The following is a 25,369-nucleotide window of genomic DNA, read 5'->3' as shown; positions in this document are numbered from 1 at the left end:
CGCGTGTCGCTCACGGTCGTTCGCTCCCGCTCGTCTGGGCGCGGTGCCCTCCCTGCGGTCAGTTACCGCGTAACTCACGCCACCACCTCCTCGTCGGCCTCGACGACGCCCGGGTCGTCCGCGAGACGGAGGTAGACGTCCTCGAGGTCCGGCTCGCTCCACGAGAGCGCGTCGAAGGCGACGCCGCGCGCGTCGAGGGCGGCGGCGACGTCCCCGATGGCTTCCGGCGCGACGTCGAGGACGCGCACCTCGCCGTCCGCGCGCTCGACGTCGTAGCCGATGCCGTCGAACGCATCGGGGTCGGCGGCCGTCTCGACGGCGAGGTACTGCGTGCCGCCGTAGGCCGCGACGAGCTCCTCGGGCGTGCCCGTCGCGACGAGCTCGCCGTCCGCGAGCAGGCCGACGCGGTCCGCGAGCCGCTCGGCCTCCGCCATGTAGTGCGTCGTGAGGAACACGGTCGTCCCCGCGTCGGCGAGCGCCTCGAAGACGTCCCAGAGCGCGCGCCGGCCAGCCGGGTCGATTCCCGTCGTCGGCTCGTCCACGAAGAGGACGTCCGGCTCGTTCGCGAGCGACGCCGCGACACAGGTCCGGCGCTTCTCCCCGCCGCTCAGCGACTCGTACCGGGTGTCGACGGCGGGGTCCATCCCGACCTCGCGGAGGAGGGCGGCGGGGTCGCGCGCGTCGTCGTAGAGCCCGGCGTAGTAGGCGACGAGTTCGCGCGGCGTCAAGCGCTCCGGGGGCGTGAAGTCCTGCGGGAGCAAGCCGAGGCGCTCGCGCGCGGACTCGCCCGGCGGCTCGCCGAGGAGGGAGACGCGCCCGTCGTCCGGCGTGCGCGTGCCCGTGAGACAGCGCGTGAGCGTCGTCTTCCCGGCACCGTTCGGCCCGATGAGCGCGAACACCTCGCCCGCCTCGACGGCGAGCGACACCCCATCGAGCGCGACGGTGTCGCCGTAGCTCTCGTACACGTCGTCGGCGACGATGACCGGCGCCATGTACAGCCGTCCGCGACGGTGCTCGGTAACGCTTCCGCTTCCGGGACGAGGCGAGTCGCACAACTGTATCGAGCCCGCGCGCAGTCAGCGCGTCGGTCGCCACGAGAGCGCGAGTACCGAGACGACGAAGACGACCGTCGAGATGCCGTACGCGCGCGTCATCGCGACCGACGTGAGCGCCGACGCGCTCCCGAAGAGCCCCGTGGCGACCGTCGCGAGGACCGGCCACGTACAGGAGACACAGGAGACGAGACCGAGGACGCCCGAGAGCGCGGACGCCGAGGCGTCGCGCACCGTCACGGAGACGAGGTAGGCGAGCGCCGCGTACCCGCCGAGCTTGAACGGCATCGCCACCACCGTCGCCGCCGCCGTGCTGTAGACGAGCGTCGGCCCCCAGCCCGGCGGGAGCCAGTGGACGGAGAGCCCGAGCCCCGCCCCCGAGAGGTGGTAGAGCCCGCCCGCGTAGGCGACGACGAGGAAGTACGCGACGCCGATAGCGGCCGCGAGCCAGCGCACCCGCCGCGACGTCGGCGTCGGGCGCGCCCGCACGACCGCCCACCCCGCGACGTTCAGCCACACCCACGGGTAGACGTAGGTGAGCGGGTTCGTCGGCGTCCCCGAGGAGAGCACGACGTAGACGAGCGTGAGGAGTATCTCCGCGTTCAGTATCGCCGCCCACGCGAGGAGCGTCCCGGTGTCCGGCGACGGGAGGCGGCGCGTGACGGTCGCCATCTCAGATCACGAGCGCGTCGAGGACGACCGCGAGGAGCGTCGCCCCGAGGAAGGCGTTCGACGCGTGGAACGAGCGCATCGCCGCCGGGCGGTCGCGCTCGTAGTGGAGGCGGACGACCGCCCAGAGGAAGACCGCGCCGACGGCGACGACGGTCACCGCGTAGAGCCAGCCGAGGTCCGTGACGCCCGCGAGCGCCGCCGCGCCGACGAGCGTCGCGCCGAGCCAGCCGACGATGTGCTTTCGCGTCACCGCCGCGCCCCGCACGACGGGCATCATCGGGAAGCCGCCGCGCTCGTAGTCGTCGCGGTAGGCGAGCGCGAGGTTGTAGAAGTGCGCGGGCGTCCAGAGGAAGATGACGCCGGCGAGCGCGAGCGCGGGCACCCCGAGCGTCCCCGTCACCGCCGCCCAACCGATGAGCGCGGGGAGCGCGCCGGCCGCGCCGCCGATGACGGTGTTCTGGACGGTGTTCGGCTTCAGGACGAGCGTGTACACCACCGAGTAGAAGATGATCGCGACGAGACCCAGCCCGGCCGCGAGCATGCCGACTTGGAGGAACGACGCGACCGACGCGGCCGCGAGCAGGCCGCCGAAGGCGAGCGCGTTCCGCTTCGGGATCGTCTCCGTGGCGAGCGGCCGGTCGCTCGTCCGGTTCATCTTCTTGTCCACGTCGCGCTCGAGGACGTGGTTGAACGTGCCGCTCGCGCCGATGGAGAGCACGCCGCCGAGCAGCGTGAACCCGACCGTGCGCGCCGAGAGGTCGGGGCCGGCCGCGAGCGCCATCCCCGCCGACGCGACGAGGCAGAGCAGCCACATCAGCCGCGGCTTCATCATGCGGAAGTAGGCGTGGGCGGTCGCGAGCGGGCGGGAGCGCGACGCGCTATCGGCGTCCGACCCCCCGCTCGACCCCTTCGGGTCGCCCGCCCACTCCGCCGACGGCTCGTTCGCGGTCTGCGCTTCGAGCGTCCACGCGAGCGCGAGCACGAGACCAGCGAAGATGACGACGCCGAGACCGAGGTGGAGCGCCGGGACGTACGTGATCGAACCGATCGCGGCGAGCGCGCCGACGCCGACTTGGACGGGATAGAGCGCGAGCGAGACGCAGATCGACGCGACGACGCGTCTGTCGGCGTCCGAGACGACGGCCAGCACGGCCGTCGCGAGGACGAGCAGGCCGACGACGGCGGCGGCGATGCGGTGCGCCCAGACCACCTCGAGTGCGAACGAGGAGAGCGCGAACCACCGGCCGTTACAGGCCGGCCACGTCTGGCAGGCCGACGCGGCGCCCGTGAGCGCCGTCGTCGCACCGACGACGAGGAGCGCGTAGACGCCGAGCGCCGTGGCGACGAGTGCGTGCGTGAGTCGGGGGCGTGTCGTGCGCACGAGGGTACCTCTTAGCGGCGGTTAGGGCGGGGCGTACTTATCCTGTCCGACTCGCCCGCAGACCCCGAGTCGGTACTTATTTGCCCGCCACCTCCCAACCGTCGCGTAGCAATGTTCCGGAAGCGGCTCGCGTCCGTCCTGGCGATGGGGCTGGTAGGGCTGGTGGTATTCGCCGTCGATCCGGCCGCCGCGGCGAGTTCGATCACCGACCAGTACATCGGCAACGTCAGCAACCTGCTGCTCGCCGTCGCACTCCCCATCACCATCATCGTCGAGGGAATCCTCTTCTACGCCATCTGGAAGTTCCGGAAGGCCGACGAAGCGAAACCCACTCAGGAGAATCGCCGCCTCGAGATCACGTGGACCGCCGCGACCGCGGTCGTCCTGCTGTTCGTCGGTCTCGCCGCCTACGGCGCGATGGGGTCGCCGTACGTCATGGCCTCCGACCAGCAGTACCAGCAGATGATGGAGGAGCCGAACACCGAAGTCGTCCACGTCGACTCCTACCAGTGGTCGTGGCAGTTCCACTACCAGCACGAGGGGACGAACTTCACCGCGAACAAGCTCGTGCTCCCCGCCGACCAGCAGGTCGTCCTGAAGATCACGTCGCGAGACGTGCTCCACGCCGTCCACATCCCCGCGCTCGGACTGAAGAAGGACGCCTTCCCCGGACACGCCACCTACCTCGCGACCGAGATCGACCCGAGCACCGTTCAGGACGAGCCCTACGTCCTCTACTGTGCGGAGTTCTGTGGCGCCGGCCACTCGAACATGCTCGCCGACGTCGTCGTGATGGACCAGAGCGAGTACGACCAGTGGGCGAGCGAGCAGGCCCAGCAAGCCAGCCAGTCGGAGAGTTCGAGCAGTGGCTCGGATGAGGGCACGAACGCGACCGAGACGAACACCACCGACGCGAACGCGACCGCCGAGTCCGTCGCGGCCCCCGCGCTCGCCGCGTAACCCCTCTCTTCTCGTCTCCCTCGACGCCCGTGGAGCGACGGCGCCGCCGCCGAGGCGCGACCGCAGTTGGGAGGTTTTTTAGTCTGTCCCGCGCTACCCGCGAGTATATGGCTACGGAGGAAAGCGAAGACCACGGGCATCACTTCCTGCCCGCCGTCCGCGACTGGCCGCGCGGCTACGGCGAGGCGAGCTGGTGGCCGTTCTTCACGGCACTCGGGCTGACGCTAGTGTATCTCGGCGCGACGCTGTTCGTCGTCGCGCGGACGACCGACCTCGTCGCGTCGCCGACGATCGGCGTCGGCGTCTTCGTCGGCGGATGGGTCGTCAGCATCGCCGGCATGATCGGGTGGATCTATCAGGCGTTTATCGTCGACTTCTGGGACCGGGGCTCGCACAACGGCGGGGCGTCGCTCCGCCTCGGGATGCTCCTGTTCCTCGCGACCGACATCGCCACCTTCGCCGTCGGCTTCGTGTACTACTTCTTCATCCGCACGGGCGGGTGGAGCGGGGAGTACCTCCCACACAGCGGCATTCTCACCGGCGTCCTCGTGCTGAACACGCTCCTGCTGGTCGCCTCCAGTTTCACCATCCACTGGGCGGAACACGAGCTCCAGAAGGGCAACCACCAGCGCTTCGTGCAGGGTCTCGTCGTAACGCTCCTGCTCGGCGTCGTGTTCATGGGCGGGCAGGTCTACGAGTACTACGAGTTCATCGTCCACGAGGGCTTCACGCTCACCTCCGGCATCTTCGCGAGCGGGTTCTTCGGACTCACCGGCCTCCACGGGATGCACGTGAGCTTCGGGGCGATACTCATCGGCATCCTCGTCGTCCGCGCCCTCCGCGGCCAGTACGACCAGGACCGCCACGTCTCCGTCACCACCGTCTCCTGGTACTGGCACTTCGTCGACGCCGTCTGGCTGTTCCTCGTCGCCGTCGTCTACATCGGGTCCGTCTACGGCACCGAGTTCAGTCCCTTCTAGGCGTCCTCGGAGCGATACGCTTCTTATCCCCGCGTCCCAACTGGTGAGCATGGAAGAGCAACCCGGCCTCAGCGAGCGATACGTGACCGCGAGCCCATGGCCGCTGTTCGTCGCGCTCGGTCTCGTTCTCACCGAGACCGGCGTGTTCCTCGGCGGCGCCGCCCTCCCGATCGGCGTTGGCGGCGTCCTCCTGCTGGAGGCGAGCATCGTCGGCATCATGCGCGAGTCGGGCTACGTGCGTACGCTCTGGGGCACGTCGTTCGGCGTCGGCGCCATCGCCGGCACCGCCGGGACGGCACTCCTCGTTTTCACGCCGTACACGGCGCGCGCGCTGACGATCGCCGGCGGGGGTCTCGTCGCCGTGCTCGGTGCCGTCGCGCTCTTCCTCTACGAGTCCGGCTACCTCTAAGGCGGAAACCCTCAACATATATTTGGGCGCGGACCGCACACTCCCACAATGAAATCACACTCCAGCGTCTTCGAGAAGGACGTCCTCTTCGACATCGCGGTGAACATCATCCCGCTCGCCATCATGGTCGCGTTCGCGGCCGTCTTCTGGGTCGTCGACCCGTGGGCGGGCGACACGCTGTTCAGTCGCGTCCTCCAGTACGCGCTCATCGTCGTGCCGTTCATCGGCCTCGCCATCCTGACCTACGTCGCCGCCAACCGAATCGAAGTCGTTGAGGACGTCGAAGTCGGTCCATAACCTAACCGGCGGCGGACGAACCCGTACCTTTCTTTACGGTGGGTCCCCCACCATCGGACATGGCAGTCTCCCCCGAACTCATACTCTCGGTGCTGATGGGGCTGCTGCTCCTCGTCGTGGCGGGATGGCTGACCCGCCTCGAAGACTGGCAGGCGTACGCGCCTGTCGGTGGGGGCGGCTACGGCGAAAGCACCGGGCACGGACACGAAGAGAAACCGGCAGGATTGACTCGCTGGCTGACGACCGTCGACCACAAGGACCTCGGTATCCTCTACCTCGTGTTCGGCGTCGTCGCGTTCGCGTGGGGTGGCATCACCGCGCTGCTGATGCGTCTCGAGCTCACCACGCCGTCGATGGACCTCCTCTCCAGCTACGGCGGGTTCGGGCTCTACAACGCCCTCCTGACGACGCACGGCATCACGATGCTGTTCCTGTTCGCGGCGCCGATGATCTTCGCCGTCGGGAACTACATGGTGCCGCTCCTCGTCGACGCCGACGACATGGCGTTCCCGCGCATCAACGCGATCGCGTTCTGGATCCTCCCGTTCTCCACGATCCTGATGTGGGCGGGCTTCTTCCTCCCGGTCGTCGGGATCGACATTCAGGCCGCGAAGACCGCGTGGACGCTCTACACGCCGCTCTCGACGTCGATAGAGGGCGTCGGTGTCGACGTCTTCCTCCTCGGTTTCCACCTCTCCGGGTTCTCCACGACGATGGGTGCGATCAACTTCATCGCCACCATCGTCGCCGAACGGAACACGGAGAAGGTGCCGTGGTCGAAGCTCGACATCTTCAGCTGGACGATGCTCACGCAGGGCGGGCTCATCCTCTTCGCGTTCCCCATCCTCAGCGGCGCCGTCCTCATGCTCCTCCTCGACCGGAACTTCGGCACGATGTTCTTCGCCGCCGAGGGCGGTGGTGCGCTCCTCTTCCAACACCTCTTCTGGTTCTTCGGCCACCCCGAGGTCTACATCCTCGTGCTGCCGCCGATGGGGCTGGTGAGCCTCATCCTCCCGAAGTTCGCGGGCCGCAAGCTCTTCGGGTTCAAGTTCATCGTCTACTCGACGCTCGCCATCGGTATCCTGAGCTTCGGCGTGTGGGCTCACCACATGTTCACGACGGGTATCAACCCGCGACTCACCGCCTCCTTCATGGCGATCTCACTCGCTATCGGCGTGCCGTCCGCCGTGAAGGTGTTCAACTGGATCACGACGCTCTGGAACGGGAAGCTGCGCATGACGGCGCCGATGCTGTTCGCCGTCGGCTTCGTGCAGAACTTCATCATCGGCGGCGTCACCGGCGTCTTCCTCGCCGCGATCCCGTTCGACCTCGTGATGCAGGACACCTACTACGTGGTCGGCCACTTCCACTTCATCGTCTTCGGTGCGATCGGCTTCGCGCTCTTCGCCGGCCTCTACTACTGGTTCCCGATGATGACCGGTCGGATGTACGACCGTCGCCTCGCGCTGTGGCACTTCTGGCTCTCCATCATCGGCGGGAACGTGACGTTCATCGCGATGCTCATCCTCGGCTACGGCGGGATGCCGCGTCGCTACGCCACCTACCTCCCGCAGTTCATGACGTGGCACGCGGTCGCGACGCTCGGCGCGCTCGTCATGACGGTCGCGCAGCTCGCGTTCCTCTGGAACTTCTGGCAGTCCGCGAAGTACGGCAAGCGCATCGACTCCGGCGACCCGTGGGACCTCAAGGAGATCGACCAGTTCACCCACGAGTGGGACTGGTACGAGCAGAAGCGTGAGCGCCTCCTCGCCGACGGCGGCGAGGAAGAGGACGGGGCCGAGACGGCGAACTAGACCGGGTTACTCGCTTTTCGCGTTCACTACGAGACGGCGACGGCGATGGCGGCCGCCATCATCACGACCGCGATACCGAAGAGCATGACGAGGAGTTTCTCCTTCTCTTGCATGGCCGTTCGTACGGTCGACAGCGCAAAAGGCTAATCGCTCCGGGCCCAAACGCCGCCTATGTCCTTCGCCACCGGCGGTCGTCGCGTCGTCTTCACGATCTACGGCGCGGCGGTCGCGATCGCGGGCCTGTTCGGGTACGCGCTCGGTTACGTCATCCAGCCGAACCTCCTCGACGGCCACGTCGGCTCGCTCGGCCCCGTGACGTTCGCGCTGACGCCGCTGAACCTCGCGATTTACGGGATGGTGATGGTCGGGGCGATGCTCGGCGTCCTCCTCCTTCTCGTCTCCTACGTCTCGCGTTTCGACGACGCGACGCCCGTCGAGGTCGAGTAACTAGAGGGCGTCGGCGAGCGCGGCGAGCGAGTCGACTTCGAGGTCGGCGTCGCCGCCCACTCGCTCACGCGGTTCGTTCGCTCTGTTCACCCACGCGGTCCGCATGCCGGCGGCGCTCGCGCCCGCGACGTCCCACGCGTTCGAGGAGACGAGCCGACAGTCCGCGAGCGCTCGCCCGCGTTCGCGCGCGACGTGCTCGTACACGGCCGGCGTGGGTTTGAGTGCGCCCGCGCCGTCCGCGCTCACGAGGCCGTCCACGTGCGCGTCGATGTCGGTGTTCGCGGCGAGCGCGTCGAGCATCGCCGGCGTCCCGTTCGAGAAGACGACGGTCTCGTAGTCGGCACTCAGCGCCTCGAGCGCGTCCAGCGTGTCCGGGTACGGGTCGAGGTCGTCGTACGCGTCGACGAGCGCGTCCGCGACGCCGGCGTCGAGGCCGTAGTAGTCGAGCGCGTACTCGAGCGCGTCGCGCGTCACGACGTCGAAGGGCGCGTAGCGCTCGGTCGCACCCCGGTGAAAGGCGTACTCGAGTTGTTTCTCGCGCCAGAGCGCGTCGACGTCCGCGGCGATGGCGGCGGGGACGTCGAACTCGGATTCGATGGCGTCCGCGACGCTGGAGACGTCGCAGAGCGTCCCGTACATGTCGAAGCAGAGCAGTTCGTCGTCGGCCATACGTGCGTCCGGGGTCGCGACGCCCCTAAGCCCCCCGGTCGCGGGGGTGTCCGTCGCGACTCGCGCGAGAACCGAGCGGACCGTCGTCCCTCAGTCCCCGCTGTGGACCTTATCGCGGATGTCGCCGACGATGTCGGGGTTCTGGAGGGTCGAGGTGTCGCCGAGTTCGGCTTCGTTCGCGATGTCCTCGAGGAGGCGGCGCATGATCTTCCCGGAGCGGGTCTTCGGGAGCTCGGGCGTGAAGACGACGGATTCGGGGCGTGCGATGGGGCCGATGGCGTCCTCGACGCCCTCGACGATGCGCCCGCGCATCTCCTCGTCGCCGTCGTAGCCCTCTTCGAGGATGACGTAGGCGTAGACGGCTTCGCCCTTCAGGTCGTGCTCGCCGCCGACGACGGCGGCTTCCGCGACGCCTTCGACGCCGACGATGGCGGACTCGATCTCCATGGTTCCGAGGCGGTGCCCGGAGACGTTGATGACGTCGTCGACGCGCCCGAGGACGGTGATGTAGTCCTCGTCGTCGATCTTCGCGCCGTCCTCGGGGAAGTAGACCCAGTCCTCGGGGTCGTCGGAGTCGGTGTCCGAGTACTCGGCCCAGTACTCCTCGATGAAGCGCTCGTCGTTCTGATAGAGGGTGCGCAGCATCCCGGGCCACGGCTTCTGGACGGTCAGGTAGCCCGCGCGGCCGGGTTCGACCTGCTCGGCGTTCGTGTCGACGATTTCGACGTCGAGGCCGGGGAGTGCGGGGCCGGCGCTCCCGGGCTTCATGTCGTTGACGGCGGGGAGCGTCGTCACCATGTGGCCGCCGGTCTCGGTCTGCCACCACGTGTCGACGATGGGGCACTCCTCGTTGCCGATGTGCTTGTAGTACCACTTCCACGCGCGCGGGTTGATGGGTTCGCCGACGGTCCCGAGGAGGCGGAGACTGGAGAGGTCGTGGTTCGCGGGGTACTCCTCGCCCCACTTCATGAACGAGCGGATGGCGGTGGGCGCGGTGTAGAGCTGGTCGGCCTCGTACTCCTCGATGATCTGCCAGAGGCGCTCGCGGGTGGGGTAGTCCGGGGTGCCCTCGTACATCATGGAGGTGGTGCCGAGCGCGAGCGGGCCGTAGACGATGTAGGAGTGGCCGGTGATCCAGCCGATGTCGGCGGCGCAGAAGTAGGTGTCCTCGGGCTTGATGTCGAGGACGGCCTGCGAGGTCCACGCGGTCCACGCGAGATAGCCGCCGGTGGTGTGTTTGACGCCCTTGGGTTGGCCGGTGGTGCCGGAGGTGTACATGAGGAAGAGCATGTCCTCGGCGTCGCGCTCGACGGGCTCGACCTCCGCGCCGGCGTGGTCGGCGACGAGGTCGTCGTAGTCGTACTGGTCGTCGCCGAGTTCGTGGCCGAAGTCGTCACCGTTCGGACCGAGGCGGTCGACGACGACGGTGTCGACGTCGTGGTCGGCGTCGGCGAGGCCCTCGTTGGTCTTCCCGAGGTGGTCGAGGGGGTCGCCGCGCCGGTAGTAGCCGTCGCAGGTGACGAGGTAGTCGGAGTCGGCGGCGTTCAGCCGAGTGGCGAGCGCTTCGGCGGAGAACCCGGCGAAGACGACGGAATGGGGGGCGCCGATGCGCGCACACGCGAGCATGGCGACGGGGAGCTCCGGAATCATCGGCATGTACATCGTGACGACGTCGTCCTCGCCGACGCCGAGGTCGCGGAGCGCGGCGGCGAACTCGTTGACCTCCTCGTGGAGCTCCTCGTAGGTGATCGAGCGGTTCTCCTCCTCGACGGGCTCGCCGACCCACTCGAGCGCGACTTCGTCGCCGCGCTCCTCGAGGTGGCGGTCGACACAGTTGTACGAGGCGTTGAGCTTCCCGTCGGTGAACCACTCGTAGAACGGCGGGTTCGAGTCGTCGAGCACCTCGTCGTACCCCTCGTCCCAGCTCAGGAGGTCGGCGGCGCCCTCCCAGCACTCCGGCCAGTTCTCCTCGAACTCCTCGTAGATGTCCTCGTCGGTGACGTTAGCCTGCTCCACGAAGGACGCGGGCGGCTCGAATACCTCCTGCTCCGCGAGATGTGCCTCCAGTTCCACGTCTTCGGGGTCTGCTTCGCCAGCCATGTTCATCTACACAGTAACCCATGAACGCTATAAATCTTGCCGATGGATAGTGATAGATAACTCTTACCACGCCCCTCGATCGCCGCGCCGTGGCCGTCACGTCTGGCGATTCGACGGCCCGCCGACCGGCCGCGACGACCGGGGCGTTACTGGAGGCGCTCGGTCGTCTCGACGAGCGGATGGCGCGCGTAATCGACGACGTTCACGTCCTCCACGGACTCGAGGCCCTCGTTGCGTGCCGTACGCGCCATCCCGAGGTCGACGCGCTCGGCGAGCACGATCACGTACGCGTCCATCTCCTCGACGTCCGTCGTGTGTGCGGCCATCGCGCGATGGTGGCCGTCCGCGAGCAGGAGGTCGCCGGCGTTGTCGATGACGACCAGCGGCTCCGTCAGCCCGTGCTCGAGTTCGTAGCGCCGTCCCTCGAGCTCGTCCGCGTACACCTTCCCCTGCGTCGGCACGAGGTCGTCGATTGCGACGCGCCGGCGCTCCTCGTCCGCGCGTACGTCGTGGATCGTCTCCAGCGTTCGCAGGAGCTTCCCGACCTTCTCGGGCGTCGCGCGCTCGATCTGCGAGCGGATGACGTCCGCGTTCGAGATGATGCCGACGAGCGTCCCCGCGTCGTCCACCACGGGGAGCTTTTGGATGCCCGAGCGGAGGATGACGCGCGCCGCGTCGTTCACGTCCATCTCCGGGTGCGCGACGATCAGGTCGTCCGACATCACGCGGAACATCGGGGCGGCGTCGTCGGCGCGCAGGAGGTCGCGCGCCGTCACGAACCCCTCAACCTTCCGGCCCTGCGCGACCGGGAAGCCGTTGTGGCCGTCGCTCTCCACGATCCGCCGCGAGACCTCCCCGACCGTGTCCTCCGGGGCGACCGTCGCGACGTCCCGCGTCATGTAGTCTCGCACCCGTGGTTTCCCCTCGGTGCTCGCGTCGAACGGCTCGTCCATTACGCACAGGGAGGCGAGCGACGGACAAAAAGCCGTTGCCGCCGCCTCACACGCCGCTGTCGTCGTCCACCGCCCCCTCCGTCCCGCCGTCGCTCCCGCTGTCGCCGTCCCGGCCGCCCGCCGGTACCGTGCCGCTCGTCGCGGTGCGCCCGCGCTTGCGGACGGCGTCGAAGAACCGTGGCGTGATCGTGTCCGCGAGGACGGACGCGAGCGTCTCGCCCTCCTCCTCCTGGAGCACGTCGAAGATGCCGAGCGGGATCTGCGCGCCCGCCATGTCCGTGTGGCCGCCCGCGCTCCCCATCCCGTCGAACGCCGCGCGCAGCGCCTCCCCGAGGTCGACGTCGTTTCCGCGACCCCGCGCGGACGCGTAAATCGTCCCGTCCGTGAACCCGTAGACGAACGTCACGGTCACGCCCTGGATCGCGAGCAGGCGGTCGGCGGCCTGCGCGAGCGCGTCTCGGTCGGCGATCTGGCCGACGCAGGAGGCGAGCACGGAGCCGTCGAGCTCGCGATTGCGGATGCCGCGCGCCACCACCTCGAAGGTGTCCGCGCTGATCGACGGGCTCTCGATGCGCTCCAGCACGTCGACGTCCGCGTCCGGCAGGAGCGTCGCCGCCGCCTCGAAGTCCTGCTGGGTGATCTCGCGGCGGAAGTCCTTCGTGTCGATGCGGATGCCGTAGAGGAGCGCCGTCGCGATGTCGCGCTCGACGGTGACGCCGAACCGCTCCAAGTACTGCGTGAGGATCGTGCTCGTCGCGCCGACGTCCTCGCGGATGTCAGAGAAGCGCGCCGTCACCGCGCCCTTCGGCGGGTGGTGGTCGACGACGACGTCCACCGGCGTCTCGGGGTCGAGTTGGTCGTTCACGCCCGGCGCGGAGTGATCGACGAGCGCGACCGCGTCGAACTCGCGCTCCTCCTCCGGGTCGAGGCGTGTCAACTCCAACTCGAGGAGGTTGACGAACGCGCGGTTCTCCTGGTGGCTTATCTCCCCGAAGTAGCACGGTTCGGCGTCGACGCCCACGGATTCCGCGATGCGACAGAGCGCGACCGCGGCCGCGATCGCGTCCGGGTCGGGGTTGTCGTGTGCGAGCACCGTCAGCGTCCCCTCGACCGATTGGAGGGTCTCGCGCAAGCGCCGGACGCGCGTGTCCATCCCGTGCTCGAGAACGGCCCCGACCTCGTCGAGTATCGCCGCGCCCGCCGAGCAGACGCGGTCCGCCGTCTCGGTGAGCGTTCGACGCTGGTCGGCGGTCGCACCCGTCCCGGTGTACGCGACGAGGTACGTCCCCGGGAAGGCCTCGGCGGCCGCCTCGGCCGCGAGTACGTTCGTGGTCGGGTCGTCGCCGCCGACGAATACGACGTCCGGGGCGCCCCCCATCCGCCGGAGGTCCGTGGCGTCGGTGACGTCCGCGACCTCGGCGGCGACCTTCTCGTTGCGCAGCGACTCGATGCGGCTCTCGTCGGGGTCGAGAACAAGGAGGTCGCCGGACCGCTCGCGAACCGTCTCGAGGACGGCGTGACAGACCGTCCCGCTACCGAGCACCAGCCGAGATACCATCTGCTCCGAACATCGGGCGGGTGGAAAGTAAAGTGTGCCGTCTGTGACTCGCGTTCAGGCGCCGACGAGGACGGACGCGGCGGAGAACGCGGCGTCGGAGACGACGCCGAAACCGACGAGGAGCGCGACGGTCGCGACAGCCGCGACGATGACGGCGGCGTAGATGCCGGTCGGCCGCTCGCGGATGTCGAAGTCGCCCTCCGGTTCGTTCACCCAGACGGCCTTCACGAGGCGGCTGTAGTAGAACAGCGAGAGTGCGCTGTTCACGACGCCGAGCGCGGCGAGCCACCAGAGCCCCGAGTCGACCGCGCCGAGGAAGAGGAAGAGCTTCGAGAGGGCGCCCGCGCCGACGGGGATGCCGGCGAGGCTGAAGAGGAAGACGGCGAGCGCGGCGCACGCCACGGGCGCTTCGCGCGCGAGGCCGTTGTAGTCCTCGAACGTCCGCCCGACGCCCCACTGCTCGGCGAGCGCGACAACGAGGAACGCCCCCGTGTTCATGAACCCGTAGACGAGCAGGTGCGCGAGCGCGGCGCCGACGACGAACGTCTCCGCCGGCCCGCCGAGCGCGGCGAGCGCGATGAGCACGTAGCCGGCGTGCCCGATGCTCGAGTAGGCGAGCATCCGCTTGACGTTCTCCTGTGTCGCCGCCGCGAAGTTCCCGAGCGTCATCGTGACCGCGGCGAGCACCGCGAAGACGACCGGCCACGGGACGCCGACGTCGGCGAGCGTGCCGGCGGGGAGCGCGAGCGTGAAGACGCGGAAGGCGAGCGCGAACCCGGCGGCCTTCGAGGCCGACGAGAGGAACGCGCTGACGGGCGCGGGCGCGCCCTCGTAGGCCTCGGGCGCCCAGAAGTGGAACGGGACGCTCGCGGTCTTGAACGCGAACCCGCCGATGACCATGACGATACCGACGCCGAGCAACTCGACGTGCTCGTTCCCGGCGACGGCCGACGCGAGCGCGTCGAAGCCGAAGACACCGGTCGCGGCGTAGATGAGCGCGATACCGTAGACGAGCACGCCCGAGGAGAGCGCGCCGATGAGGAAGTACTTCAGGCCGGCCTCGACGCTCCCCTCGTCGTGTTTGAGGTACGCGGCGAGCGCGTACGCGGGGAGGCTGACGAGTTCGAGCGCGACGAACCCGGTGACGAGCGAGTTCGCCGCCCCCATCAGCGACATCCCGGCGGTCGCGAGGAGGACGAGCGAGTAGTAGGCGGCGCGATGCGGCTCATCGCGGACGTAGTCGTAGCTCGCGAGCGAGACGAGCGCCGCGACGCTCCCGACGATCACGGTGACGAAGAGCGCGAACTGGTCGACGGCGAGCGCGCCGTCGAAGCGCGACAGCGGCGTCACGCCGACGCCGGCGGCGAGGAACCACGCGGCGATACCGGCGCTCCCCGCGCTCGCGAGCGTCGCGATGCCGGCGAGCAGGCTGTTCTTGCGGTCCGTCGGCCACAGCGCGTCCGCGGCGAGCACGAGCAGCGCGGCGAGGCCGAGGACGTACTGCGGTGTGAGGGCTGGGAGTTCCATCTAGAGACCACCTCCGAGGACGCCGACGAGCGCGCCGGCGGCGTTCTGAATCATCCCCATGAGCGTCCCGGGGGCGACCCCGAGCAGGATCGAGAGGAGCACGAGGACGACGGCGGGCGCGAGGTCGCGTCGCGACACCGCCGACACCGACTCGGGCGCCTCGAACGGTCCCATGAGGACGCGCTGGAGGAGCCTGAGGAGGTAGCCGGCGACGACGACGATGCCGAACATCGCGACTGCCGTGACGAGCGGGGCGTTCGCGTAGCCGGCGGCGAACGAGCCGGTGAAGACGAAGAACTCGCCCGCGAACCCGCTCATGAGCGGGAGGCCCATGTAGCCGAACGCGCCCGCGACGAGGACGGCGGCCGCGACCGGCATCCGGTCGGCGAGGCCGCTGACCTTATCCAGCATCCGCGTGCCGGTCTCGTTCTCGACGTAGCCGACGCCGAGGAAGAGTACGCTGACGAGCAGGCCGTGGCTCACCATCTGGAAGGTGGCGCCGGCGACACCGTAGCTCGTCGTCGCGACCAGCCCGAGGAGGACGAACCCCATCGACGGGATGGACGTGTAGGCGACGAGGCGCTTGGCGTCGCGCTGGGCGAGCGCGGCGAGCGAGCCGTAGAGCACGGTCACGACGGCGACGACGGCGAGCGGGAGCGCCCACTCGCGCAGGAGGTCGGGGAACATCGTGACGTTGAAGCGCAGCAGCGAGTACGTCCCCATCTTCGTGACGACGCCCGCGAGGAGCACCGTCACGGCCGTCGGCGCTTCCGTGTAGGCGTCCGGGAGCCACGTGTGGAACGGGACGAACGCGCTCTTGACGGCGAAGCCGAAGAAGAGCGCGAGGAACGCGACGGCGGTGATCGTGCTCCCGGCGAGGCCGAACGCCGAGCCGACTTCGCCGGCGCGGACGGCGGCGGCGATGGCGCCGAACTCGAAGCTCGTGACGGGCGTCGCGACGACGAGCGCCATCAGCCCGACGAAGAGCACGAGGCTCGCGACGTTCGTGTAGACGAAGAACTTGATCGCGGCGTAGCGCCGGCGCGGGCCGCCGTACACCGAGACGAGGAAGTACATCGGCACGAGCACGAACTCCCAGAAGACGAACCAGACGAAGAAGTCGAGCGCGGAGAAGACGCCGAGCAGGCTCGCCTCCGTGAACAGGAGGAGCGCGTAGAACAGCGACTTGCGCTCCGAGACGTCGCCCCACGCGGCGACGACGGCGAGCGTCGTCAGCACGGTGGTGAGGAGGACGAGCGGCAGGCTGATACCGTCGAGACCGACGTGCCAGTCGATGGTGTAGGCACCGGCCTGAATCCACTCCGCTGTCGTCTCGAACGCGGGCGTCCCGCCGAGGACGGCGTTACCGCTCGCGTCGAACGTCGCGTACGCGTAGAGGCTCCCGACGAGCGGGAGCAGGCTCAGCGCGGCGGCGAGTCGACCCGCGTACTTCTCCGGGGCGAGCAACACCGCGAACGCGCTGGCGAACGTGACGGCGAGTAGGGCTTCGATGAGCATTTAGAACCACCTCCCGAGCAGCAGGACCAGAACGAGCAGGACGACGAGCCCGAAGACGAGCTGCGTCGCGTACGTCGTCACGACGCCGGTCTGGGCGCGCCGAACGCGGTCGCCGGCGGTGAGGCTCACGGAGGAGACGCCGTTGACGACGCCGTCGACGATACTGCCGTCGAAGACGTCGACGCCGCGCGCGACCGGTGCGGCGACGCCTTCCGCGAGCCACGTCTGGAACTCGTCCTGGTAGTAGTTGTTGTACAGTACGGTCTTCGCCGGGCCGAGCGCGTCCGTGCGCTCGCTCGGGTTCGGTACGTTGTACCACGACCACGCGAGCATGACGCCGAGCAGCGCGACGACGAGCGTCACGCCGGCGGCGACGAGCGGACTGAGCGACGCCGCGTGGAAGCCCGCGACGTCGACGACGAGTTCGTGGTAGTGCTCGGCGGTGTGCCCGGCGAGGCCGGGGAGTTCGCCGTCGAGCCATCGCTCGAGGAAGAGCACCTGACTGCCGACGAGGCCGCGGATCGCGTCGACGTTCACGAGGCCGACGACTGCGGCACCGACGCCGAGCACCGCGACGGGATAGCGCATGTTCGCGGACGCCGGCGTGGCCTCGCGCGCGGCGTCGCTCCGGGGCTCGCCGTGGAACGTGAGGAACACCATCCGGAAGGTGTAGAGCCCCGTGAAGAACACCGCGAGGAGGCCCATGGCGTAGGCGAGCAGGACCAGCGGCTGCCCGCCGAGGCCGACGGTCAGGGCGTGGTAGAGCACGGCGTCCTTCGACCAGAAGCCCGCGAACGGCACGATGCCGGCGAGCGCGAGCGACCCCGCGAGGAACGCCCAATAGACCGTGGGCATCCGCTCCTTGAGGCCGCCCATCTTCCACATGTCCTCGTCGTGGTGCATCGCGACGATGATGGCGCCGGCGCCGAGGAAGAGGAGCGCCTTGAACGTCGCGTGCGTGAGCAGGTGGAAGACGCCGGCGACGTACCCACCGGAGCCGAGGCCGAGCATGATATACCCGTACTGACTGATCGTCGAGTAGGCGAGCACCTGCTTGATCTCGCGTTTGACGAGGGCCATCGTCGCGGCGAACAGCGCGGTGAAGCCCCCAATGAGCGCGATGACGGTGAGTGCGGTCGGGGTGAGCGCGTAGAAGCCGTAGATGCGCGCGACGAGGTAGACGCCGGCCGCGACCATCGTCGCGGCGTGGATGAGCGCGGAGACGGGCGTCGGGCCCTCCATCGCGTCCGGGAGCCACGTCTGGAGCGGGAACTGCGCGGACTTCCCGATGACGCCGCCGAGGATCAGGAGGCCGAGGAGCGTGAACCACGTCTGCGGGTCGAACCCGAACGTGTTCACGGACGCCTCGCCTTCGAGGGCGGCGTGCGCGAGCGCGGGGAAGGACTCCGCGCCGGCGAACGCGGCGGTGCCGAACGTCCCGAGGACGCCGACGAGGCCGACGAGGAGGAAGTAGTCACCGAAGCGGGTGACGAGGAACGCCTTCTTCGCGGCGGACGCCGGGCCGGGCTCGCGGAACCAGAAGCCGATGAGCCACCACGAGCAGAAGCCGACGAGCTCGAAGAAGACGAACGCCTGCAGGAGGTTCGACGCGAGCGAGAACGCGAGCATGCTCGCGGTGAAGAGGCCGAGGCCGGCGTAGTACCGGGGGAGGCCGCGCTCGCCCTCGTCGTTCATGTAGCCGAGGCTGAAGACGTGGACGAGCAGGGAGACGCCGGAGACGATGACGACCATCAGCGCGGAGAGCGGGTCGACGAGCACGCCGAACGTCAGTTCGTACGCGCCGTTCGCCGCCGGCACCCACGTCCAGACCTGCGAGTACGTCGTCTGGCCGACGCTCACCGCGAGGAGCGCCCACGCGGAGAGGGCGAGCGAAACCGCCGTCGCGGCGATTCCGACGAACGCGCCGCCCTTCGGGAGGGCGCGCGGCCGGTAGTGGCCGACGAGGAGCGTGACGAGGAACGCCGCGAACGGCAGCAGCGCGATCATCGCGAAGGAGAGTGCACCCGACATGTTACCACCTCATAGCCGTCGCTTTCGTGACGTCCACGCCTTTGAACTTCCGATACACCACGAGCACGATGCCGATGCCGACCGCGACTTCGGCGGCGGCGAGCGCCATCGTGAACAGGCTGAACACCTGCCCGCTGATGGTGCCGTACTGGCCGCTCGCCGCGACGAAGACGAGGTTCGCGGCGTTCAGCATGAGCTCGACGCTCATCAGGAAGATGAGCGCGTTCCGGCGCGCGAGCACGCCGAAGACGCCGATGCAGAACACCGCCGCCGAGAGCACGAGGTAGTACTCGAGGGGGACCATCAGGCCTCACCCCCGTCCCGGCGTGCGAGCGTCACCGCGGCGACGAGCGCGGCGACGAGCACGAAGTCGACCGTCTCGAACGCCGCGAGGAACCCATCGCTGACGAGCGGCGTCTGCGCGCTCATGTCGAAGAGCGCGTAGCCGATGCCGGCGGTGATGGACGCGCCCTCGGGGTACCACGCCGCCGGGCCGAACTCCGTGAGGAGGAACGCGCCGGCGAGCACGACGAAGAGGACGAGCGCGCCGAGGCCGCGCGCGAGGTTCGCGTCCGTCGCGAGCGACGGGCGCGTCGTCATGCGGCCACCTCCTGCTCACCCTCGGTGAGCATGACGGCGAACGCGAGCAGCACGAGGACGCCGCCGACGTACACCAGCACCTGCATCGCGGCGACGAACTCGGCGTCGAGCATCACGTAGTGGATGGCGACCGTGAAGAGCGCGCCGCCGAGCGAGAGCGCGGAGTGCCACGCCTCCTTCGCGAGCACGACGCCGAGACTGAAGCCCACCGTCGTGAGCGCGAAGAGCGCGAACGCCGCGAGTTCGAGCGTGGAGCTCACTGGTAGTCGACCTCCCCGTCACCCTCGCCGACCCACGCGCCCCGGTCGGGCTCGCGGGCCGCCAGCGGGTCGATGTCCTTGTACCACGGGACGTTCCCGAGCTGTTCTTTGTTGTAGACGAGGTCGTGTTTCGTGTCGCCGTTGAACTCGAAGTTCTCCGTGAGGAGGATGGCGTCAACGGGACAGACCTCCTCGCAGAGCCGGCAGTAGATGCACTGCGCGACGTGGAGGTTGTACTGTTCGCCCTGCCGTTTGTCGTCGGTGACGATCTGGATGGTGTCGTTCGGACACACCTTCTCGCACTGGCGACACCAGATACAGCGCTCCTGGCTGAACTTGTGGATGCCGCGGAACCGCGGGGAGACCTCCGGGGCCTCCTCGGGGTACTCGACGGTGAACGTCTTGCCGTCCAGTGCGTGCTTCATCGTCGTCGCCATCGACTTGAGGAGTCCGATCATGCTATCACTCCCACGATGATGGCCGTGAGAACCAGGTTCGCGAAGGAGAGGACGAGGAGTCCCTTCCAGCCGATTTCGAGCATCTGGTCGATCCGTACGCGCGGGACCGCAGAGCGACACCACTGGGTGAAGAGGAAGACCGCCCAGATCTTCACGACGAACCAGACGATGCCGAGCCACGCGGGGCCGGGCCCGGCGGGGCCGCCGAGGAAGAGCGTCGTGATGACGGCGCCGCTGAGGAAGATGTGGAGGAACTCACCGAGGAAGAAGAGCACGAAGTAGATGCTCGAGTACTCGGTGATGTAGCCGCCGACGATCTCCGTCGCCGCTTCGCCGATGTCGAAGGGGTTGCGCCCGACCTCGGCGAGGCTTGCGACGAGGAAGAGCGCGAGCGCGAACGGGTTGAGGAAGCCGTACCACGCGGGCACCGCGATGGGCCCGAGCGCGAACAGCGTCCCCTGCTGTGCGGCGACGATTTCGCTGAGCTGGAGCGTCCCCGTGAGGAGGACGATGGAGGCGGCGGTGACGACGAGCGGGATCTCGTAGGCGATGCTTTCCGCGACCGAGCGCATCGACCCCAAGAGCGAGTACTTGCTCCCGGAGGCGTAGCCGCCGACGACCATGCCGACGCTCGCGATGCCGGAGACGGCGAAGACGTAGACGAGGCCGATCTCGGGGTCGGCGAGCTGGAGCCCGCTTCCCATCGGGATGACGGCGAAGCCGAGCAGCGCGGAGAGCGGGAGGATCGCGGGCGCGATGTCGAAGGCGGGGCGGTCGGCGCCGTCGGGGATGATGAGTTCCTTCGACATCAGGCGGACGGCGTCGGAGACGATGGTGAGGACGCCGAACGGCCCGATGCGGTCGACGGCGATGCGGTCGGTGAACATCGCCGTGATCTTCCGCTTCGCCCACGGGCCGGCGACGGCGGACGTGAGCAGGAGGATGGTGACGATGACGCCCGCGACGAGCGCGTCGAGCACGAGCTCGAGCCAGAGCGGCGGCGTCGCGTAGCCGAGCCACTCCGCGAGCGCGACGGGTGCCGTCGTCATTACCGGTCCACCTCGCCGAGGATGATGTCGAGGCTCCCGAGGGTGGCGACGAGGTCGGGGATGTACTCGCCCTCGGCCATCTCGGGGAGCGCCTGCAGGTTACTGAAGCAGGGACTGCGGATCTTGAAGCGCGCGGGCTTGTCCGTCCCGTCCGAGCGGACGTAGATGCCCAGTTCTCCCTTCGCGCCCTCGACGGCGCGGTAGGCTTCGGTGTCCGGGTCCGGGTTGAGGGTGCGCGGGACGTTCGACTGGATCTCGCGGTCGTCTTCGTCCCAGTCCTCGAGGAGGTCGACGCACTGCTGGATGATGCGCGCGGACTGTTCGACCTCGCGCATGCGGACGAGGAGCCGGGAGTAGTTGTCCTTCCCGTCGTCAGTGACGACCTTCCAGTCGAGGTTCTCGTAGTAGCCGTAGGGGTCGTCGCGCCGGAGGTCGTAGTCGATGCCGGAGGCGCGCGCGACCGGCCCGGTCACGCCGTAGTCCTTCGCGACGTCGGGTTCGAGGACGCCCGTGTTCACGGTGCGGGCCTGGAAGATCTCGTTCTCCGTGATGAGGTCGTGGTACTCCTCCATGCGACCGGGGAGCTGGTCGAGGAACTCCTGGACGGTCGCGAAGAACTCCTCGCGGGGCTCGGGGACGTCCCAGACCACACCCCCGAGACGGAGGTAGTTGAACATCATCCGCTGGCCGGTGAGGTCCTCGAGGATGTTCTGGACGACTTCGCGGTCCCGCATCGCGTACATGAAGATGGCGGTGAAGTCGCCGTAGATGTCGAGGCAGAACGTCCCGAGCGCGAGCAGGTGGGCGGCGATGCGGCAGAGCTCGGCGCTCATCGTCCGCACGACCTGCGCGTACTCGGGGACCTCGATGTCGTTCAGGTCCTCGGCGACGCGCGCGTACGCCCACTCGTTCAGGATGCCGGCGGAGCCGTAGTCCCAGCGGTCGGGGTACGGCATGATCTGGTGGCGATACGTCCCGGACTGGGCCATCTGCTCCTCGCAGCGGTGCAGGTAGCCGATGTCGGGTTCGACGTCCGCGACCTGCTCGCCGTCGAGGATCGTCTTCAGGTGGAGGACGCCGTGCGTGGCGGGGTGGTGGGGCCCGATGTTGAGGAGCATCGTGTCCTCGTCGCGGTGGTCGTCCGCGAGCGGGTTCTCGTGCTCCTCGAACGTGACGATCTGCGGTTTGTCCTGGTTGTAGTCGCGCCCGAGCGGGTGGCCCTGCCACGTCTCCGGGAGGAGAATGCGCCGGAGGTCGGGGTGCTCGTCGTACTCGACGCCGACGAGGTCGTAGGCCTCGCGCTCGTGCCAGTCGGCCGTCCGAAAGACCGGCTCGGCGCTCTGGCTGACGGGGTCGTCGCGCGTCGTCGGCACCACCACGGAGACCTCCTGCGTGGGGTCGTCGTACTTCTTCAGATGGTAGATGGACTCGAAGCGGTCCGCGTACTCCTGTGCGGAGACGTTCGAGAGGTGGTCGAAGCCCGCCTCCTGCTTGAGCGTCGAGAGGGCGTCCTGCACGCGGTCGGCGCGCACGACGAAGCCCTCGGCGTTCGTGTGCGTCTCGCGACGCACCACGGCGTCGCCGAGGAGCGCCTCGATGGCGTCGTAATCGACGCCCTCTACGGGGACGCTCTCGGGGTCGATCTCGGCGTCCTCGGCCGGGTCCTCGGTGGCCTGACTCATGGCGAATCAGCCCAGTTGTAGCGCATGACGAGGTCGTCCTCGTCGATCTCGGCGGCGAGTTTCTGGACGAGCTCGTCCTGTTCGAGGTCGCCGAACTCCTCGAGCTCGTAGGGCTTGACGGTCACGGGCGACGTCTCGCCGTTCTTGATGCGCTCCTGGAGCTTGACGACGCCGTAGACGAGGGCTTCGGGGCGCGGCGGGCAGCCGGGGATGTGGATGTCGACGGGGATGACCTCCTCGGCGCCCTTGACGACGTTGTAGCCCTGCTGGAACGGGCCGCCGGAGGTCGAGCAGCTGCCCATGTTCACGACGAACTTCGGCTCGGGCATCTGGTCGTAGACGCGCTTCATGCGCGGGGCGAACTTGGAGACGATCGTCCCGGGGACGATCATCACGTCCGCCTGCCGGGGCGACGCGCGCGGGACGCCGGAGCCGAAGCGGTCGAGGTCGTGCTTGACGGCGTACGTGTGCATCATCTCGATGCTGCAGCACGCGATGCCGAACTGGAGCATGAACATGGAGGAGCCGCGAACCCAGTTCATGAACTCGTCGAACTTCGTGAGGATGAACGGCGTGGAGCCGAAGGCCTCCCGGAGCGTCGAGTTGAACCGGGAGTCGACCTCGCCCATCCGGTCCTCCCGTGTCTTCGTCTGCGGTGCGGTCGTGTCGATGATGTCGTCTCGGGGGTGGTCGCTACTCATGTGTTGAACTCCGATTTGGGTGTGCTCGCCCACCGGATGGCACCGGTGCGCCAGGCCCAGACGAGACCGACGACGAGGACAGCGATGAAGGCCAGCATCGGGTAGAGCGCTGCGCCGAGACCGACGGCGCTGACGGCGTCCTGATAGATAACGGTCCACGGAAAGATCAGGACGGTCTCGATGTCGAAGACGAGGAAGAGGAGCGCGACCAGGTAGTACTGGATGTTGAAGTTGAGCCGCGTCCCTCCCGTCGGGACCTCACCGCTCTCGTAGACGGTTTCTTTCCCTTTCTCCGGCACGCTCGGCCGCAGCAGCTTCGACGTCTGCACCATCACGGCTGGTATCGAAGCGGCCACGACGGCGAACACGCCGACGGCGATCCATTCGTTCATCGTCCGTATCACGCGGCACTTCACCCCCCATGCGTATAAACGTTGATTCTTCCGGATAGGTCCTAAAACGCCGTATTCCGGCGCTTCAGGCGTCCTTCTCGAATCCGGGCGTCCCTCTCTCGTGCAGGCGACGGGAGACGTCGCCGACGCCGTCGCGCTGCTCGTCGTGGAGGGCGACGAGCCGGTCACGGAGGTCGTCGTGTTCGCGGGCCAACACCTGTGCGGCGGAGAGCGCGGCGTTGTAGGACTTCCCGGCGTCGACTGCGGTGATAGGCGCGCCGGTCGGCATCCCGAGGACGGAGTCGACGGACTTCTCCTGCACGGGGACGCCGACGACGGGCACCGGGTAGGCGATGGACGCGGTCATGTTCGGGAGGTCGGCGGACTTCCCGCCCGCGCCCGCGACGATGACGTCGAGGCCGCGCGCTTCGGCGGTCTCCGCGTACGCGTACATGAGGTCGGGCGTGCGGTGGGCGGAGACGACGTACGTCTCGAAGGTGAAGCGCTCCTCGGGCGGGTCGTCGTAGTCGGTGACCTCGGCGAAACCGAGGTCGGTGAGCGCCTCGTAGGCGCCGCGCATCGTCGGGAGGTCCGAATCGCTCCCCATCACGATGCCGACGTCCGGGGTCCGCTCGCGCTCGCGGTCGGCTTCCTCCCGGAAGGTCTCGCAGAGTTCGTCCACGCTGTCCTGCACGTCGTCGGGGTCGGAGAGGCTGGTCATGGTCGGATCACTCGAAGTGGAGTTCGTCGCGCGCCTCGTTCGCGCGCGCGCTCGCTTCGTCGACGTCGTCGCCGAGGGCGGTGACGTGGCCCATCTTCCGCAGCGGGCGCACGTCGCGCTTGCCGTACCAGTGGAGCGCGGCGGTCGGCACCGCGAGCGCCCCGGGGACGCCGCCGAGGTCGGCGCGCTTCGTCTCCTCGACGTCGCCGAGGACGTTCACCATCGCGGTCGGCCCTCGCAGCGAGGGGTCGCCGAGCGGGAGGCCGAGGACGGCCCGGACGTGCTGTTCGAACTGGGAGGTGACGGCGCCCTCGATGGTGTAGTGCCCGGAGTTGTGCGGGCGCGGGGCGATCTCGTTCACGAGCACCTCCCCAGAGACCTCGAAGAGCTCGACGCCGTAGACGCCCCGGCCCTCCAGGACGTCGAGGACGTCGCCGACGACGTCGCGGGCCGTTCGAACCACGTCCGAGTCGGCGGCGGGCGGGACGCGCGTCTCGCGCAGTATCTCCGCCTCGTGGACGTTCTCGACGACGGGGAACTGCGCGTCCTCGCTCGCGCCCTTCGCCCCGATGACGGAGAGCTCGCGCTCGAAGTCGACGAGCTCCTCGGCGACTAACCCCTCGAGGTCGTCGAAGTACTCCTCGGCGTCCGCGACGCTCTCGGTGACGTGGTTGCCACGGCCGTCGTACCCCCCGTGGCGCGCCTTCAGCATGAGGGGCGCCCCGAGGTCGTCGAACGCGCTCTCGAGGTGGGCGGCGTCGTCGACGCACCGGAACGCGGGGACGGGGACGCCCGCCTCGGCGAGCGCCTCCTTCTCCGCGAGTTTGTCCTCGGTCGTGCGGAGCGTCGCGGGCTTCGGATGCACCGGAATATCGACGTCCGCGAGGAGGTCGGCGTCGGCGAGTTCGATCTCGAACGTGAGCGCGTCCGAGCGCGCCGCGAGTTCGGCGAACGCCGCCGGGTCGTCGAAGTCGCCTTCGATGTGGTCGGCGGCGGGCGTCGACGCGGAGCAGTCCGGTGTGGGGTCGAGGACGACCACGTCGACGCCGAGCGGTGAGGCGGCCTCGGCCAGCATCCGACCGAGTTGGCCGCCGCCGACGACGCCGAGCGTGGTCCCGGGTGGCGTCTGCATACGCGA

Annotated in this window: 25 protein-coding genes and 1 pseudogene; 6 read left to right on the top strand and 20 right to left on the bottom strand. The window is 68.7% G+C overall.

Annotated elements, in window-relative coordinates:
* Positions 1 to 74: 74 nt before the first annotated feature.
* The 3 genes from IEY12_RS06805 to IEY12_RS06795 form a co-directional block, all read right to left on the bottom strand.
* A complete protein-coding gene (locus IEY12_RS06805) occupies positions 75 to 992 on the bottom strand; it encodes an ABC transporter ATP-binding protein (protein ID WP_188881084.1) in 918 nt (305 codons plus the stop codon).
* Positions 993 to 1,076: 84 nt separating this feature from the next.
* Positions 1,077 to 1,724: a DUF7546 family protein gene (locus IEY12_RS06800; protein WP_188881080.1), complete on the bottom strand. Its 648-nt coding sequence runs from the start codon at positions 1,722 to 1,724 to the stop codon at positions 1,077 to 1,079.
* A 1-nt stretch (position 1,725) separates the two neighbouring features.
* A complete protein-coding gene (locus IEY12_RS06795) occupies positions 1,726 to 3,105 on the bottom strand; it encodes a heme o synthase (protein ID WP_188881079.1) in 1,380 nt (459 codons plus the stop codon).
* Between the two features lie 111 nt (positions 3,106 to 3,216).
* On the opposite strand from IEY12_RS06795, the gene coxB reads away from it, so the two are divergent.
* The 6 genes and pseudogenes from coxB (at position 3,217) to IEY12_RS06765 (ending at position 8,012) form a co-directional block, all read left to right on the top strand.
* Positions 3,217 to 4,065, top strand: a complete 849-nt coding sequence (coxB, locus tag IEY12_RS06790) for a cytochrome c oxidase subunit II (protein ID WP_188881078.1) — start codon at positions 3,217 to 3,219, stop codon at positions 4,063 to 4,065.
* A gap of 107 nt (positions 4,066 to 4,172) precedes the next feature.
* Complete coding sequence (locus tag IEY12_RS06785; RefSeq protein ID WP_123074003.1) at positions 4,173 to 5,045, top strand: cytochrome c oxidase subunit 3; 873 nt, start codon at positions 4,173 to 4,175, stop codon at positions 5,043 to 5,045.
* A gap of 49 nt (positions 5,046 to 5,094) precedes the next feature.
* Positions 5,095 to 5,454: a DUF7541 family protein gene (locus tag IEY12_RS06780; RefSeq protein WP_188881071.1), complete on the top strand. Its 360-nt coding sequence runs from the start codon at positions 5,095 to 5,097 to the stop codon at positions 5,452 to 5,454.
* A 48-nt stretch (positions 5,455 to 5,502) separates the two neighbouring features.
* Entirely contained in the window at positions 5,503 to 5,751 is a 249-nt protein-coding gene (locus IEY12_RS06775; protein WP_188881067.1) for a DUF6684 family protein, read from the top strand.
* Between the two features lie 59 nt (positions 5,752 to 5,810).
* Positions 5,811 to 7,648, top strand: a pseudogene (locus tag IEY12_RS06770) (cbb3-type cytochrome c oxidase subunit I); the annotation flags it as partial.
* 88 nt (positions 7,649 to 7,736) lie between these two features.
* Positions 7,737 to 8,012 carry a DUF7520 family protein gene (locus tag IEY12_RS06765; protein ID WP_188881059.1) on the top strand — a complete coding sequence of 92 codons (276 nt, stop codon included), beginning with the start codon at positions 7,737 to 7,739 and terminating at the stop codon, positions 8,010 to 8,012.
* Here IEY12_RS06765 and IEY12_RS06760 read toward each other — a convergent pair whose 3' ends face one another.
* The 17 genes from IEY12_RS06760 to IEY12_RS06680 all read right to left on the bottom strand — a co-directional run bounded on the left by IEY12_RS06760 (position 8,013) and on the right by IEY12_RS06680 (position 25,363).
* Positions 8,013 to 8,681: a haloacid dehalogenase type II gene (locus IEY12_RS06760; RefSeq protein WP_188881056.1), complete on the bottom strand. Its 669-nt coding sequence runs from the start codon at positions 8,679 to 8,681 to the stop codon at positions 8,013 to 8,015.
* A gap of 90 nt (positions 8,682 to 8,771) precedes the next feature.
* Positions 8,772 to 10,781, bottom strand: coding sequence for an acetate--CoA ligase (gene acs, locus IEY12_RS06755; RefSeq protein WP_188881048.1), 2,010 nt, complete (start codon positions 10,779 to 10,781; stop codon positions 8,772 to 8,774).
* A gap of 146 nt (positions 10,782 to 10,927) precedes the next feature.
* Positions 10,928 to 11,734 carry a CBS domain-containing protein gene (locus tag IEY12_RS06750; protein ID WP_188881045.1) on the bottom strand — a complete coding sequence of 269 codons (807 nt, stop codon included), beginning with the start codon at positions 11,732 to 11,734 and terminating at the stop codon, positions 10,928 to 10,930.
* Between the two features lie 46 nt (positions 11,735 to 11,780).
* A complete protein-coding gene (locus tag IEY12_RS06745) occupies positions 11,781 to 13,292 on the bottom strand; it encodes a DHH family phosphoesterase (RefSeq protein WP_188881024.1) in 1,512 nt (503 codons plus the stop codon).
* A 54-nt stretch (positions 13,293 to 13,346) separates the two neighbouring features.
* The gene (locus IEY12_RS06740) at positions 13,347 to 14,819 is read right to left on the bottom strand and encodes an NADH-quinone oxidoreductase subunit N (RefSeq protein WP_188881014.1); all 1,473 of its coding nucleotides are present in this window, start codon (positions 14,817 to 14,819) and stop codon (positions 13,347 to 13,349) included.
* Positions 14,820 to 16,337 carry a complex I subunit 4 family protein gene (locus IEY12_RS06735; protein ID WP_188881005.1) on the bottom strand — a complete coding sequence of 506 codons (1,518 nt, stop codon included), beginning with the start codon at positions 16,335 to 16,337 and terminating at the stop codon, positions 14,820 to 14,822.
* Positions 16,338 to 18,368 (bottom strand): NADH-quinone oxidoreductase subunit L, encoded by a 2,031-nt coding sequence (gene nuoL, locus IEY12_RS06730; RefSeq protein ID WP_188880997.1) that lies wholly within the window; start codon positions 18,366 to 18,368, stop codon positions 16,338 to 16,340.
* 1 nt (position 18,369) lies between these two features.
* Complete coding sequence (gene nuoK, locus IEY12_RS06725) at positions 18,370 to 18,672, bottom strand: NADH-quinone oxidoreductase subunit NuoK (RefSeq protein WP_188880985.1); 303 nt, start codon at positions 18,670 to 18,672, stop codon at positions 18,370 to 18,372.
* The gene (locus IEY12_RS06720) at positions 18,672 to 18,968 is read right to left on the bottom strand and encodes a hypothetical protein (protein ID WP_188880967.1); all 297 of its coding nucleotides are present in this window, start codon (positions 18,966 to 18,968) and stop codon (positions 18,672 to 18,674) included. Before IEY12_RS06720 ends, nuoK begins: the two co-directional genes overlap by 1 nt.
* A complete protein-coding gene (locus tag IEY12_RS06715) occupies positions 18,965 to 19,228 on the bottom strand; it encodes an NADH-quinone oxidoreductase subunit J (RefSeq protein WP_188880964.1) in 264 nt (87 codons plus the stop codon). The genes IEY12_RS06720 and IEY12_RS06715 overlap by 4 nt, the downstream gene beginning before the upstream one ends.
* On the bottom strand, positions 19,225 to 19,686 hold the full coding sequence (locus tag IEY12_RS06710; RefSeq protein ID WP_123073988.1) for a NuoI/complex I 23 kDa subunit family protein: 462 nt from the start codon (positions 19,684 to 19,686) through the stop codon (positions 19,225 to 19,227). Before IEY12_RS06710 ends, IEY12_RS06715 begins: the two co-directional genes overlap by 4 nt.
* On the bottom strand, positions 19,683 to 20,735 hold the full coding sequence (locus IEY12_RS06705; protein ID WP_123073987.1) for a complex I subunit 1/NuoH family protein: 1,053 nt from the start codon (positions 20,733 to 20,735) through the stop codon (positions 19,683 to 19,685). Before IEY12_RS06705 ends, IEY12_RS06710 begins: the two co-directional genes overlap by 4 nt.
* A complete protein-coding gene (locus IEY12_RS06700) occupies positions 20,735 to 22,417 on the bottom strand; it encodes an NADH-quinone oxidoreductase subunit D (RefSeq protein ID WP_188880961.1) in 1,683 nt (560 codons plus the stop codon). The genes IEY12_RS06705 and IEY12_RS06700 overlap by 1 nt, the downstream gene beginning before the upstream one ends.
* Positions 22,414 to 23,118, bottom strand: a complete 705-nt coding sequence (locus tag IEY12_RS06695) for an NADH-quinone oxidoreductase subunit B (RefSeq protein WP_188880959.1) — start codon at positions 23,116 to 23,118, stop codon at positions 22,414 to 22,416. The genes IEY12_RS06700 and IEY12_RS06695 overlap by 4 nt, the downstream gene beginning before the upstream one ends.
* The gene (locus tag IEY12_RS06690) at positions 23,115 to 23,510 is read right to left on the bottom strand and encodes an NADH-quinone oxidoreductase subunit A (RefSeq protein ID WP_123077226.1); all 396 of its coding nucleotides are present in this window, start codon (positions 23,508 to 23,510) and stop codon (positions 23,115 to 23,117) included. The genes IEY12_RS06695 and IEY12_RS06690 overlap by 4 nt, the downstream gene beginning before the upstream one ends.
* A gap of 85 nt (positions 23,511 to 23,595) precedes the next feature.
* On the bottom strand, positions 23,596 to 24,231 hold the full coding sequence (purE, locus tag IEY12_RS06685) for a 5-(carboxyamino)imidazole ribonucleotide mutase (protein WP_188880956.1): 636 nt from the start codon (positions 24,229 to 24,231) through the stop codon (positions 23,596 to 23,598).
* Between the two features lie 7 nt (positions 24,232 to 24,238).
* Complete coding sequence (locus IEY12_RS06680) at positions 24,239 to 25,363, bottom strand: 5-(carboxyamino)imidazole ribonucleotide synthase (protein WP_188880914.1); 1,125 nt, start codon at positions 25,361 to 25,363, stop codon at positions 24,239 to 24,241.
* Between the last annotated feature and the right edge of the window lie 6 nt (positions 25,364 to 25,369).

The sequence above is a fragment of the Halarchaeum grantii genome, from assembly GCF_014647455.2.
GTDB lineage: Archaea > Halobacteriota > Halobacteria > Halobacteriales > Halobacteriaceae > Halarchaeum > Halarchaeum grantii.
Note: the sequence above shows the minus strand (reverse complement) of the source record. Positions and strands in the feature narration are given on the sequence as shown.

Coding starts and splice junctions, on each gene's coding strand:
- IEY12_RS06700 (WP_188880961.1), bottom strand. CDS start 22,417: ATGAGTCAGGCCACCGAGGACCCGGCCGAGGACGCCGAGATCGACCCC.
- IEY12_RS06750 (WP_188881045.1), bottom strand. CDS start 11,734: ATGGACGAGCCGTTCGACGCGAGCACCGAGGGGAAACCACGGGTGCGA.
- IEY12_RS06740 (WP_188881014.1), bottom strand. CDS start 14,819: ATGGAACTCCCAGCCCTCACACCGCAGTACGTCCTCGGCCTCGCCGCG.
- IEY12_RS06690 (WP_123077226.1), bottom strand. CDS start 23,510: ATGAACGAATGGATCGCCGTCGGCGTGTTCGCCGTCGTGGCCGCTTCG.
- purE (WP_188880956.1), bottom strand. CDS start 24,231: ATGACCAGCCTCTCCGACCCCGACGACGTGCAGGACAGCGTGGACGAA.
- acs (WP_188881048.1), bottom strand. CDS start 10,781: ATGGCTGGCGAAGCAGACCCCGAAGACGTGGAACTGGAGGCACATCTC.
- IEY12_RS06720 (WP_188880967.1), bottom strand. CDS start 18,968: ATGACGACGCGCCCGTCGCTCGCGACGGACGCGAACCTCGCGCGCGGC.
- IEY12_RS06800 (WP_188881080.1), bottom strand. CDS start 1,724: ATGGCGACCGTCACGCGCCGCCTCCCGTCGCCGGACACCGGGACGCTC.
- coxB (WP_188881078.1), top strand. CDS start 3,217: ATGTTCCGGAAGCGGCTCGCGTCCGTCCTGGCGATGGGGCTGGTAGGG.
- IEY12_RS06695 (WP_188880959.1), bottom strand. CDS start 23,118: ATGAGTAGCGACCACCCCCGAGACGACATCATCGACACGACCGCACCG.
- nuoK (WP_188880985.1), bottom strand. CDS start 18,672: ATGGTCCCCCTCGAGTACTACCTCGTGCTCTCGGCGGCGGTGTTCTGC.
- IEY12_RS06710 (WP_123073988.1), bottom strand. CDS start 19,686: ATGATCGGACTCCTCAAGTCGATGGCGACGACGATGAAGCACGCACTG.
- IEY12_RS06775 (WP_188881067.1), top strand. CDS start 5,503: ATGAAATCACACTCCAGCGTCTTCGAGAAGGACGTCCTCTTCGACATC.
- IEY12_RS06765 (WP_188881059.1), top strand. CDS start 7,737: ATGTCCTTCGCCACCGGCGGTCGTCGCGTCGTCTTCACGATCTACGGC.
- IEY12_RS06705 (WP_123073987.1), bottom strand. CDS start 20,735: ATGACGACGGCACCCGTCGCGCTCGCGGAGTGGCTCGGCTACGCGACG.
- IEY12_RS06785 (WP_123074003.1), top strand. CDS start 4,173: ATGGCTACGGAGGAAAGCGAAGACCACGGGCATCACTTCCTGCCCGCC.
- IEY12_RS06780 (WP_188881071.1), top strand. CDS start 5,095: ATGGAAGAGCAACCCGGCCTCAGCGAGCGATACGTGACCGCGAGCCCA.
- nuoL (WP_188880997.1), bottom strand. CDS start 18,368: ATGTCGGGTGCACTCTCCTTCGCGATGATCGCGCTGCTGCCGTTCGCG.
- IEY12_RS06805 (WP_188881084.1), bottom strand. CDS start 992: ATGGCGCCGGTCATCGTCGCCGACGACGTGTACGAGAGCTACGGCGAC.
- IEY12_RS06745 (WP_188881024.1), bottom strand. CDS start 13,292: ATGGTATCTCGGCTGGTGCTCGGTAGCGGGACGGTCTGTCACGCCGTC.
- IEY12_RS06760 (WP_188881056.1), bottom strand. CDS start 8,681: ATGGCCGACGACGAACTGCTCTGCTTCGACATGTACGGGACGCTCTGC.
- IEY12_RS06735 (WP_188881005.1), bottom strand. CDS start 16,337: ATGCTCATCGAAGCCCTACTCGCCGTCACGTTCGCCAGCGCGTTCGCG.
- IEY12_RS06680 (WP_188880914.1), bottom strand. CDS start 25,363: ATGCAGACGCCACCCGGGACCACGCTCGGCGTCGTCGGCGGCGGCCAA.